This is a genomic window from Tepidibacter mesophilus, assembly GCF_002724055.1.
In the GTDB taxonomy this organism is placed as follows: Bacteria; Bacillota; Clostridia; order Peptostreptococcales; family Peptostreptococcaceae; genus Tepidibacter_A; species Tepidibacter_A mesophilus.
Genome location: NZ_BDQY01000016.1, coordinates 67,333 through 79,697, shown reverse-complemented (window position 1 = coordinate 79,697; position 12,365 = coordinate 67,333). Strand labels below are relative to the sequence as shown.

Genomic DNA, 12,365 nt, shown 5'->3' with positions numbered 1-12,365 from the left:
TAAGATCCCAGGAAGACTACCTGGTTGATAGGTTCAAGGTGTAAGCTCAGTAATGAGTTCAGCTGATGGATACTAATAGATCGAGGACTTAACCTAATTTAAATCTGATCAATTTTGAGAGTATTAATTTATAATATTTCATCGCTTAACTTAAATAATAATTTTAATTAACATACAAGGATAAATAATTATTTAAAAGGCGCTCAAAAATATTAAAAATCAATACTAGACTTACAATAGGATATGCGGGTGTAGCTCAGTGGTAGAGTTCCGGCCTTCCAAGCCGGCTGCGAGGGTTCGACTCCCTTCACCCGCTCCAAATATGTGGTTATTATAGCAAAGAGGATACACCTGTTCCCATTCCGAACACAGAAGTTAAGCTCTTTAGCGCCGATGGTACTTGGAGGGCAGCCTCCTGGGAGAGTAGGACGTAGCCACGTAATAGAGACTGTCATTTGACAGTCTTTTTTTTATATAAAAATTTATTAAATTAAAAATATTATCATAATAAAGGTTTTTTTATCATTATAAAGAATATTTAATTAATGTTGATAAATATAAGCGTAAAATAATATAATAAAATATAGTGGTATAGATTTTTTACACATAAGGAACTATATGATTTTAAATCTGTGGATAATATTGATTGAAGAACTACACTTGCAAATATTTTTGAGCAACGGAGCCCATTAGGGATCGTTGGCGACATGAGTCATCGAGTTAGGGAATAGACGAATTTTTTCTTTGAGGGGGATGAGGAATAAGATGAGCAAAGTTATTATAAGGGCAGTTAAAATAGAGGATATACCCTATATAAACGAGATTAGAAGAATGGAAGGTGTAAAAGAAAATATATTAGGCATATCAAGTGAAAGATTAGAATATACAGAAGAATTTATTCAAAATATAGATATAAATAAGCATATATTAGTAGCTCAATTAAAAGAAGAAAATAAAGTAGTAGGTTTGGTAGGACTTAATGTAAATCATACACCTAGGCTTAGACATAGTGCAAGTATAGGAATTATGGTACATAGAGAGTATCAAGGAATAGGAATTGGTAAACAACTTATGAAAGAAATATTAGACTTAGCTGATAATTGGTTAATGTTAAAAAGAGTGGAACTTGGAGTTTTTGCAGATAATGAAAAAGCAATAAAACTATATGAATCATTTGAATTTAAAATAGAAGGAAGAAGGAAATATGCAGCAATACGAAATGGTAAGTATGAAGATGAATATATAATGGGAAGATATAATATATAAGGAAGGTAAAAAAGATGAAATATATAGGTATAATATTAAATTCTATAATTGCTACTTTAGTTATATTTTTTATAAAACATTTACAAGGGTTATATTTTGGGATAGGAGTATTAATAGTATTGATAACTATGAATATTATTAACACTATTAACAATAAGAAAAATGTATCACAAGAAAATATAGATAAATCAAATTTGTTAAAAGAAAGAAATTTAAATCAAGTTTTCACAGATGATTTAGGGATATTTGGGAAAAATTTAAATGAATTTTTACAAGATGTAAGAAATATAATAGCTAATACATATTCTTTATCGCAAAAGCTTAATGAAAATACAAATATAATATCAAATAATGTATATAATAACTCAACAGCATTTGATGAAACACTATCTTCAATAGATGATTTATCTAAAACAATGGAGTACCAACTAAATGAAATTAATAAGCTTGAATATACATCTAAAATGTTATTTGAACATGCAAGTATATCAAAGGACAATTCTGGGAGAGCTATAAATGAAGTCGAGAATATGAATGATACTATAAAACATAATAAAGAAGTTTTTACTAAGGTAGTAAATTTATTAAAGCAAAGTAAAAATTCTGGAAATAATATGGCAGATGAAATAATAACTTTAACTAAAGAAGTAAGGGATATATACAATATAACGGATGAGGTAGAAAATATATCAAAACAAACTAATTTATTAGCTCTTAATGCAGCAATAGAAGCAGCAAGAGCAGGAGAATCAGGAAGAGGATTTGCTGTTGTAGCTGATGAAATAAGAAAGCTTGCAGTTCAATCTTCAGAGTCTGTAGCCAAAATATCTAAAATAATAAATCTAGTAACAGATAAAATAAAAGATATATCTGATAAAATGCAAAGTGAAATGAATATAATAAACAAAGATATAAGTATAGCTGATGAATCTATAAATTCTTTAGGAAATATATATATGAAATCAGAAGAGGTTATAACAGATGTTAGAAATATATATGAAAGCTCAAATAAACAATTAGAACTAACTCAAGAAGTAAATCAAATAATAAAAGAATTTACATTTATAGTAGATGAAACGAATAAAGTATCGTCTAAAATAAATGAAGATGGGATAGAACACTCCTCTGCAATACAATCAATAGCATCATCTGTTGTACAGCTTGAAGATATGTCTAATGATACATATAAATATATGAAAAAATATCTAGATAGCTTTAAATTAGATGAAAATATGAATAATAGAATATCAGGTGCATTCGATATATTAAAAGAAATATCCAATGAAAAAAATATTTTATCAAAAAACAGTAATACTAATATCAGAAATAAATTAAAAAACATAGTAAAATCTAACCCTTATTTTGAAGTTATATGTATTCTTAATAAGCAAGGATATAGTACTGTGTCAAATATAGATGAAGAAGATTTTGTCCAAAATTTTAAACACAGAGACTATTTTAAAAAATCAATAAACGGAAATCAATTCAAATCAAATCCATATATATCAGTAGACACTGGACATTATTGTGTAGCAATATCTATACCTATAATAGGAGAAGATAAAAATATATTGGGATGTATAATGGCAGATGTAATAGTAGAATAAAAATTCGCTTGGTTATACCATTTATTACATAATACAGAAATAATATGATGTAATATTTTATTACAAGATACAAATACTATAACTAAATACAATGAAAAGGAGTGGCTAAATATGAAAAGGCTAGCCTTAGTTTTAGTTATAATAGGAGCTTTAAATTGGGGTTTAATAGGTTTATTAGGTTTTGATTTAGTAGCTACATTGTTTGGAGGAGCTACTTCATTTCTAAGTAGAACTATATATGCTTTAGTTGGAATAGCCGGTATATATGCTATCACCTTATTGTTCAACTCTAGAGACGATAAAGATCGTGTATAGATAAACTAAAAAATAGAAGGATTTATCCTTCTATTTTTGTATGCAATTTAATAATGATGTAAATAATATAATAAAGAAAGGGGATGGTTATGTGCAAACAAATAGAACATGTTACATATGTAATAAAGAATCGGATAAAGGTATAGAGATATTAGGAAGCTATATATGTAGGAATTGCGAACAAGAGATGATAGATGAAGAAGGAAGCGAACTAAAAATGGAATACTATAAAAGCAAAGTAAAAAGTCTGTGGAGGAATAATTTATCTTAGATATTAAAAGCTATACTTTAAGTATAGCTTTTTTGTTATAATGAATAGGAAATTAGGTATCGAAAATTAAAATTTTAAAGTTCGGAGCAAAACCTAAAAGTACCAAAATATTGAAATATAAGGGTGATATACTGTGAATACTCCTATAATAAATAAACTCAATGATATAAAAAATAGCAATATAATATCTTTTCATGTTCCAGGGCATAAAAATGGGAAGATATTTGATAGGTTAGGTTATAGTGATTTTAAAAATAATATAGTTAATATAGATACAACTGAAATACAAGGAACAGATAATTTACACTCTCCAGAGGAAATAATTAAAGAATCTCAAGAGATAGCTTCAAATTTATTCAAATCAGATTATACATTCTTTTTAGTTAATGGAACTACATGTGGGATACAGGCTTCTATAATGGCTGTATGCTCATTAAAAGAAAAAATAATAGTTAATAGGAATTGCCATCAATCTGTTATAAACACCTGTATATTAGGTGATATAGAGCCTATATACGTAAATCCTGATATCGATAAGGATAGTGGTATATCTCTTGAGGTAAAATTAGAGGATATAAAAAGGTTAGTTGAAGAAGATAAAGGAATAAAGGCTGTACTTATAACATCACCTACGTACTATGGAATAAATACTGATATTAAATCAATATCAGAATACCTACATAAAAAAAATAAAATACTCATAGTGGATGAAGCACATGGATCTCATATAGGACTTAGTAAGAGACTAGGAGTTAGTGCTACTGAACAAGGAGCAGATATATCTATTCAAAGTACGCATAAAACACTTCCGTCTTTTACTCAATCATCAATGCTTCATGTCAAATCTGACAGAGTTGATATAACTAGATTAAAATCATTTCTTAAAATAATTCAATCATCATCACCATCTTATATGTTGATGGCATCTATTGAAATGGCATTACAGATATATAGAAAACATGGTAAAGAATTAATGGAAGAATTAATAGACAATATAGATGAAACTAAAAATTATATAAGAAATTTAAAAAATATATCTTTATATGAATATAAGAACAAAGATATAACCAAGATGTATATTATAACTAAGAATCTAAATAAATCAGGATATGAAGTAGAAGATATATTAAGACAAAAGTATAATATACAAGTGGAACTATCTAATCTATATGGTGTATTATTAATATGTACCATAGGAAATGATAAGGGTGACTTTGAAAAATTAAGACAAGCACTAGGATATATAGATAATGAAATAGGAGATAAAAATTTAGTAGAAGTAGATTACCCAAAGTGCATTCCTAAAAAAGAACTTAACCCTAGAGAAGCTTTTTATTCAAACAAAAAAAGTATACCTGTAGAAGATTCAATAGGAAAGATATGTGCAGAATATATAATTCCATATCCACCAGGTATAAGCTTATTATCTCCAGGAGAAATAATAACTAAAGAAATAATAGAATATGTGAAAAAGTGCAAAATAATAGGTATGAATGTTACTGGTATGGATGATAAAAATTTAGATTTTATAAAGATAATAGACTAGAGGTGATATTTTGAAAGGATTATTTATAACTATAGAAGGGCCTGATGGATCGGGAAAGTCTACTCAAATAAAATTATTAAAAGATTATTTGCAAAATAGAGGACATGATGTAGTACTTACGAGAGAGCCTGGAGGAACTAAAATAAGTGAAAAAATAAGAAATATAATACTTAATAATGAAAACAAAATCATGCATTCAAGAACAGAGGCTCTACTATATGCAGCATCAAGAGCTCAACATGTCGAGGAACTTATAAAGCCAGCATTAAAAGAAAATAATATAGTAATATGTGATAGGTTCATAGACTCAAGTCTTATATATCAAGGAATAGGTAGAAATCTAGGAATAGAGAATATATACAATCTCAACTTATTTGCAATGCAGGATGTAATTCCAGACCTTACTTTACTATTTGATATAGATATGGATAAAGCAAAAAAGAGAAAAGAAAATAGAGGTAATTTGGATAGATTAGAAAGTGAGAAAGGTACTTTTCATGAAGACGTTTTTAATGGGTATAAAAAGTTGAAAGATTTGTATCCTAAAAGAATTAAACAAGTAAAAGCTAATGGGTCTATAAACGAAGTTCATCAGGAAATAATAAATATAATAGATACTTTTTTGGAGAATTAAAATGTATTTTGATAATATAATAGGCCATGATAGAGCAAAACAATTTATTTTAAATTCCATGAAAAAAGATAGAATAAGCCATGCTTATTTATTTGAAGGTCAAAGTGGAATAGGAAAGATGATGTTTAGCATGGAACTATCTAAAATGATCCTTGAAACTAATAATTTAGAAAATAATCCTGATTTTAAGATAATAAAACCAGATGGAGCTTCATTTAAAATAAGTCAAATAAGAGATATGCAGTTAGATATAATAATAAAGCCATACAAAAATAAAAAAATATATATACTAGAAGATGCTCATAAGATGACAGTACAAGCTCAAAATGCTTTATTAAAAACTTTAGAGGAGCCGCCTGAATTTGCTTTAATAATATTAGTAGTTGAAAACTCTAGTTCAATACTAGATACTATAAAATCAAGATGTGAAGTAGTTAAATTTTCACCACTTACACAAATACAAATACAAAACTATCTTATAGATAATAAAAATATAGATAGGCAAAGGTCAAAGGTCATAGCTTCATTTTCTATGGGAATATTATCTAAAGCGTTAGATTTATGCTATAGTGAAGAATTTAATAATAAAAGAAATGAAATACAAGAATATCTAAATATAATACAATCTAGAGACTTAATAAATATGTATACTATTAATTCAAAACTAGAAAAACATAAATCAAAACTAAATGAGGTTATGGATATATTAATAACTTATTTTAGGGATATATTAATGATAAAGCAAGGCGTAGATGAAAGTCTTATAATAAATTTAGATCAGATAGAATATTTAAGTAGCTTAAGCAAGAAATTTACTTATTTCCAAATTTCAAATATTATTGATATAATAGATGAAAGTAATAAAAATCTTATGAATAATTGCAATTTCAATATGGCAATAGGAACGATGATTTTAAATATATATGAGGTGATTAAATGATAAAAGTTGTAGGAATTAGATTTAAGAAAGCAGGTAAAATATACTATTTCAACCCGCTTGAATTTGATGTAAAAAAAGATATGAATGTTATAGTAGAAACGGCTAGAGGTCTTGAATATGGGAATATAATAGTGGGACCTAAAGAAGTTAGAGAGGAAGAAATCGTAGCACCTCTTAAGCCTATTGTAAGAATAGCGACAGAAGAAGACACTAATATATATAATGAAAATCAAGAAAAAGCTAAATTAGCCTTCGATATTTGCGTTGAAAAGATAAAAGAATATGAACTTGATATGTATTTAATAGATTCGGAATATACATTTGATAGAAATAAGCTTATATTTTATTTTACAGCTGAAGGCAGAGTGGACTTTAGAGATTTAGTTAAAGGGTTAGCAGCAATATTCAAAACTAGAATAGAGCTTAGACAAATAGGAGTAAGAGATGAAGCAAAAACAATAGGAGGACTTGGACCTTGCGGTAAGCCTCTTTGCTGCTCAACTTGGCTTGGAGATTTTCAACCAGTTTCTATAAAAATGGCAAAGGATCAAGATTTATCACTTAATCCAAGCAAAATATCTGGAATATGTGGAAGATTATTTTGTTGCTTGAAATACGAACACAATACATACAGCGATATATTAGAAAATATGCCATCTGTTGGAACTATAGTTATGACCCCTGCTGGAAAAGGAAAAATAACAGACACAAATACTTTAGCAGAAAAAGTAAAGGTTGAGATAGATAAAGGAAAAAAATCAGAATTTAATGTATATGAGCTTCACGAAATAAGTATTATAAAAGAACCTAAAAAATGTGGAGGATGCTGCAAGAAAAATGAGCAAATAGATCCGCAAACATTAAAAGAGCTTAAGATGTTAGAAGATTAATGAAAGAGGAGAACAAAATGGATATAAAGTTAAAAGACAGTGAGCGAATAGACGATCTTCAAATAAAAGGGCTTAAAATAATCCAAGATAAAGAAGGGTTTTGCTTTGGAATAGATGCAGTACTTCTTGCAAATTTTAGTAAAGTCAAAAATAATGCTAAAGTAGTAGATTTAGGAACAGGAACGGGTATAATACCTATACTAATAGCAGGTAAAAGTAGAGCTAAAGAAGTAATAGGTGTTGAAATTCAAGAACAGGTTGCTGAGATGGCAAATAGATCTATAAATCTTAATAACTTAGAGGATAGGGTAAGGATAGTAAATGAAGACTTAAAAAATATAGACAATATACTTGAAGTTAATACATTCCATGTAGTAACTTCTAACCCCCCTTATATGAAGCCCGATGGATTAAAGAATATAAATGATAAAAAAGCCATCTCAAGGCATGAAATAACCTGCAATCTAGAAGATGTTATAAAAGCAGCATCTAGATTATTAATGCACCATGGCAAATTCTTTATGATACACAGACCAATAAGAATAGCCGACATAATAACTATATCTAGAAAATATAAATTAGAGCCAAAAGAAATACAGTTTATTCATCCTAAAGTAGATAAAGCTCCTAATCTAATGATGGTTGCATTCACAAAGGCGGGAAAACCAGAACTTAAAATATTAGATCCTCTTTATGTATATAAAGAAGATGGAGAATATACAGATGAAATAAAGGAAATTTATTCAAAACAAGATATAGGAGAGAATTAAATGAAGGGTAATCTTTATGTATGTGCAACGCCAATTGGAAACTTAGAAGACATAACTATAAGAACATTAAATACATTAAAAGAAGTGGATTTAATAGCGGCAGAGGATACTCGACACAGTATAAAGCTTTTAAATCATTATAGTATATCAAAACCTCTTACAAGCTATCATGAACATAATAAGGCCAGTAAGGGAAGCATTATAATAGAAAAAATATTGAATGGGCAGAACGTAGCCATAATTACTGATGCTGGTATGCCTGGAATATCTGATCCAGGAGAAGATCTTATAAGACAAGCCATAGATGAGGGCATAAATGTAAATGTACTTCCTGGGGCTACTGCGTTTGCAACTGCACTTGTTGGAAGTGGACTCAAAACGAGAAAATTTGCATTTGAAGGATTCTTAAATAGAGATAAAAAAACAAGACGACAAGAACTAGAAGAATTAAAACATGAGAAAAGAACTTTAATTTTTTATGAGTCTCCGCATAGACTAAAAAATACACTTTCTGATATATTAAACATATTAGGAAATAGGCAAATATCCATATGTAGAGAAATTACAAAAAAATACGAAGAGATAATAAGAACTAGTGTTGATCAAGCTTTGAATATATTTAGAGAAAGAGAAATAAAAGGAGAATTTGTACTTATATTAGAGGGTTTTAGTGGGGAAATAGAAAGCTTAAATAGTAACGACAATTTAACTATATATGAGTATGTAATAAAGCTTATAGAAGACGGAATGACTAAAAAAGATGCTATAAAACATGTTGCTAAAGAAAGAAAATTATCTAAAAATGAAGTCTACCAAGAAGTATTAGATGTATAATAAAAAAAGTCCCCTAGGGGACTTTTTAGCTTAATAAAACTACTTCATTTCAGATAATTTTTCTACACAATCAGGACAAATGTTCTTACCTGCAAAATGTTTAATATCTTTTGCGTTTCCACAGAATATACAAGCTGGCTCGTATTTTTTTAATATTATACTCTCGCCATCAACATATATCTCTAAAGCATCTTTTTCAGCAATGTTTAATGTTCTTCTTAATTCTATTGGTATAACAACTCTTCCTAATTCATCAACTTTTCTTACTATTCCTGTAGATTTCATAACTATACCTCCTGTATTATAAACTAACAACATTTTTCGACAATTTATATATTTAAATAATAACAAGGCTGACAATAAAAGTCAATATAAACTGATTAAATAAGTTAAAACTTAACATAAAGTTAACAAAAGAGGTGAAAATAAATTGAAATTAAATAATAATTTAATTAATAATTTTAAAGAGGTTAATTATCAATTAAAAACCATACACAAACCTCTAAAAAACATAGGAACTAAGAAGATTCGACAAGAACTAGATATAAAAATCATGAAAAAGCTTAGTGATGAAGAATTAATAAAAATTAGAAAGAAAGGAGATATAATTGGAGTAGATGGAAGTAAAAATAAAAAAGGAAATTTACATCCCCATTACTTAGTAGCTATAAGTGCACTTGCAAAGAGTATGGATTTAATTAAAGAACCTATATCATTATACGAAGTATTTTCTCCATTAATAGACAAACTCAATAGTGAAAAAGCTAAAGAAAAAGAAGAAAATATAATGACTGAGCTAGAAGCCGAAGTTGCAATTCAAAGTATACAAAAATATAATCCATATATTATAATGATGGATGGATCTTTAATGACATACAGTATAAAATGCTATGAAAAGTGGAAAGAACTTAAAAGAAAATGCATAGAAAACAATATACTTTTAATAGGTATAATAGAAGAAATAAAAACTAAAGAAATGGGACAAGTATTAAAATCAAAAGATATAGATATAGGGGATGATGTATACGATAAAGAGGTTCTGTTTGGATCTTTAAATGAAGGCGAATATATAAACATAATACCTCAAAAATCTAAAAAGATTAAAGAGGATATAGATTGTTGTTTTTTGAGAACATCATCAGATCCTAGTGTTATAGCCATGGATTTTTTATCAATTCAAAAAGAAAATATGCAACAGCTTTGCGATATAGTATATACACTAACCCCTAAGAACTCAAGAGGAATACCTATATGGCTTGACATTGTCGACAAAGAAGTAAAAATAACGGATGAAATGATGAATGCTTTAATAGATACATATATAGATAAAGACTTATCTAATTTATTTATAAAAGCAAAAAGGGATGAAAGAAGCTTGTAAGGAGGGAATTAATATGCAGGTTGTAGGTATTACTACACAACAAGAAGTAAGTGTTGTAACTAAAGAAAGACCATTTAAAATAAATGAAATAATAGTAATAGAAGATGACTATCAAAAAAATCAATTGGGAGAAGTATTTGAAACAATGTCATACAATAGATATATACCACTTAATATAAATGGAGGACTTATAGATTCTAATGTATTAAATTCTCTTAGTCAATTAGGATATAAAGTTGGGGAAGAGACAATACATCTAGCTAAAATAAGGCTTTTAGAAGAAGCAGAGTATCCTATATGTACAGGAGCTAAGGTTAGAAAACCTCATTTTAAAGAAGTAAAAAATCTATTTATAAAATGTGAAAAAGACGAAGGATTGTTACTTGGAGAAATAAAATCTACAGAAGACATGGAAAATAGTATGGATGATGACCTTAAGGATACATTTTGCATATGGAATAAAGAAGGAGTAACAAATCAAAGAGGGATCCCATTCATATTTGATATAAAGAAAATGCAGCAATATCCTCATATAGGTATATTTGGAGGGTCGGGTTCTGGAAAAAGCTTTGGTAGTAGAGTTATACTTGAAGAAATTATGAAGCTTAATATACCGACTGTAGTATTAGATCCGCACTTTGAAATGGATTTTTCAAATAAATGCCCTGATTTAGAAGAAAAATATTTAACTGACTTTAAAAATAAATTCACTATATATCAAATAGGAATAGATGTTGGAGTTAAATTTGAAGATTTAAATAAAAACGAACTAAAAAAATTACTTACAGCATCGGGGAATATAACAGATTCTATGAGTAATGTAATTGATAATATATACAAAGCAAGAGATACATACATGACATTTTTGAAAAGGCTTGAGTACTTAGCAGAAGGTCAAAGATTAGGTTCTGAGAAAAAAATATACGAAAAGATGAACACAAGTGAAGAAGTATATGAAAAGAAAAAATACTCTGATATACAAAAATTATTCCTAGAATACAATATAAAGTGCCCGCCGCAATCTGTAAGTGGAGTTATATGGAGATTAACTAGACTCTATAATGAAGGAATTTTTTCAAAGGATATACAGCCCATAGAAAATAGTATCAAAGAAGGCAAACTAATAGTAATACAAGGGGATATGAGGCTTATACAGGTTTTTTCTACATACCTTTTAAACAAACTATACCACAAGAGAAGAGATTATAAGGACGCTAAATACAAGGAAGTAGAAAATACTGACTTTTTCCCACCTTTTATAATAGTAACCGATGAAGCACATAACTTTGCTCCAAAGGGGTATGAATCCCCATCAAAATCTATAATAAAAGAAATAGCTCAGGAGGGAAGAAAATATGGAGTATTCTTAATCCTTGCAACACAAAGACCAACTTTATTAGACGAAACTGTAACTGCACAGTTAAACACTAAATTCGTATTTAGAACTGTAAGAGCATCTGATATAGGAACTATAAAAGAAGAAACAGATATAAGTGCAGATGAAGCAAAGAGACTTCCTTATTTAAGATCAGGAGATACATTCGTATCATCAGCTATAATTGGAAGAACAATACCTGTTAGAATAAGAATGGCTAAGAGTACAAGCCCTCATACAGAGAATCCTTTTGATGAATTAAGTATGTTCATAGAAAGCTCAAAGAACAAGATATTTGATATTATAAAAAATAGATTTCCAATAAAAGAAATGGAACTTGATGATATATTAATAACACTTGAGAGAAATGAAGTAAATATGAATATAAAACAGCTAGAAATGGAACTTGATAGACTAGTTGATGATAAGAAACTTATAAAGGGAGAGAATATGTGGGGATATGTTTATGATATTGTGAATAAATAGGTTTCTTAATATATATCTTTGTAATAAGATGTAAAGTAAATATTAATACT

13 protein-coding genes, 1 tRNA gene and 2 rRNA genes are annotated in these 12,365 nt (G+C 28.2%); 15 read left to right on the top strand and 1 reads right to left on the bottom strand.

All coding sequences use genetic code 11. The annotated features are described in order from the left end of the window. From Tmeso_RS10765 to rsmI, 13 genes are all read left to right on the top strand, one after another. Window positions 1-96, top strand: a 23S ribosomal RNA gene (locus Tmeso_RS10765); the annotation flags it as partial. Window positions 97-245: 149 nt separating this feature from the next. Next, a tRNA-Gly gene (locus tag Tmeso_RS10760) sits at window positions 246-319 on the top strand. A gap of 4 nt (window positions 320-323) precedes the next feature. Continuing rightward, a 5S ribosomal RNA gene (rrf, locus tag Tmeso_RS10755) occupies window positions 324-440 on the top strand. Window positions 441-765: 325 nt separating this feature from the next. Further along, entirely contained in the window at window positions 766-1,266 is a 501-nt protein-coding gene (locus tag Tmeso_RS10750) for a GNAT family N-acetyltransferase (protein WP_099191036.1), read from the top strand. Window positions 1,267-1,280: 14 nt separating this feature from the next. After that, window positions 1,281-2,873 (top strand): methyl-accepting chemotaxis protein, encoded by a 1,593-nt coding sequence (locus Tmeso_RS10745; protein ID WP_099191034.1) that lies wholly within the window; start codon window positions 1,281-1,283, stop codon window positions 2,871-2,873. A gap of 111 nt (window positions 2,874-2,984) precedes the next feature. Further along, window positions 2,985-3,188, top strand: a complete 204-nt coding sequence (locus Tmeso_RS10740; protein ID WP_099191032.1) for a DUF378 domain-containing protein — start codon at window positions 2,985-2,987, stop codon at window positions 3,186-3,188. Between the two features lie 91 nt (window positions 3,189-3,279). Beyond that, on the top strand, window positions 3,280-3,459 hold the full coding sequence (locus Tmeso_RS10735; protein ID WP_187296324.1) for a sigma factor G inhibitor Gin: 180 nt from the start codon (window positions 3,280-3,282) through the stop codon (window positions 3,457-3,459). A 133-nt stretch (window positions 3,460-3,592) separates the two neighbouring features. Then, the gene (locus Tmeso_RS10730; protein ID WP_099191028.1) at window positions 3,593-5,005 is read left to right on the top strand and encodes an aminotransferase class I/II-fold pyridoxal phosphate-dependent enzyme; all 1,413 of its coding nucleotides are present in this window, start codon (window positions 3,593-3,595) and stop codon (window positions 5,003-5,005) included. A 10-nt stretch (window positions 5,006-5,015) separates the two neighbouring features. Then, window positions 5,016-5,639, top strand: coding sequence for a dTMP kinase (tmk, locus tag Tmeso_RS10725; RefSeq protein WP_099191027.1), 624 nt, complete (start codon window positions 5,016-5,018; stop codon window positions 5,637-5,639). A 1-nt stretch (window position 5,640) separates the two neighbouring features. Next, window positions 5,641-6,579, top strand: a complete 939-nt coding sequence (locus Tmeso_RS10720) for a DNA polymerase III subunit (protein WP_099191025.1) — start codon at window positions 5,641-5,643, stop codon at window positions 6,577-6,579. After that, window positions 6,576-7,469: a PSP1 domain-containing protein gene (locus Tmeso_RS10715; protein ID WP_099191023.1), complete on the top strand. Its 894-nt coding sequence runs from the start codon at window positions 6,576-6,578 to the stop codon at window positions 7,467-7,469. Before Tmeso_RS10720 ends, Tmeso_RS10715 begins: the two co-directional genes overlap by 4 nt. A 17-nt stretch (window positions 7,470-7,486) precedes the next feature. Beyond that, complete coding sequence (locus Tmeso_RS10710) at window positions 7,487-8,239, top strand: tRNA1(Val) (adenine(37)-N6)-methyltransferase (RefSeq protein WP_187296323.1); 753 nt, start codon at window positions 7,487-7,489, stop codon at window positions 8,237-8,239. Then, on the top strand, window positions 8,240-9,073 hold the full coding sequence (gene rsmI, locus Tmeso_RS10705; protein WP_099191021.1) for a 16S rRNA (cytidine(1402)-2'-O)-methyltransferase: 834 nt from the start codon (window positions 8,240-8,242) through the stop codon (window positions 9,071-9,073). A 39-nt stretch (window positions 9,074-9,112) separates the two neighbouring features. Here rsmI and Tmeso_RS10700 read toward each other — a convergent pair whose 3' ends face one another. Beyond that, window positions 9,113-9,358: an AbrB/MazE/SpoVT family DNA-binding domain-containing protein gene (locus Tmeso_RS10700; RefSeq protein WP_099191019.1), complete on the bottom strand. Its 246-nt coding sequence runs from the start codon at window positions 9,356-9,358 to the stop codon at window positions 9,113-9,115. A 145-nt stretch (window positions 9,359-9,503) separates the two neighbouring features. Here Tmeso_RS10700 and Tmeso_RS10695 point away from each other — a divergent pair, with 145 nt between their 5' ends. Together Tmeso_RS10695 and Tmeso_RS10690 are read left to right on the top strand one after the other, a co-directional pair. Continuing rightward, window positions 9,504-10,454 (top strand): DNA double-strand break repair nuclease NurA, encoded by a 951-nt coding sequence (locus tag Tmeso_RS10695; RefSeq protein WP_099191017.1) that lies wholly within the window; start codon window positions 9,504-9,506, stop codon window positions 10,452-10,454. A gap of 13 nt (window positions 10,455-10,467) precedes the next feature. Next, window positions 10,468-12,315 (top strand): ATP-binding protein, encoded by a 1,848-nt coding sequence (locus tag Tmeso_RS10690; protein WP_187296322.1) that lies wholly within the window; start codon window positions 10,468-10,470, stop codon window positions 12,313-12,315. The last annotated feature ends 50 nt before the right edge of the window (window positions 12,316-12,365 follow it).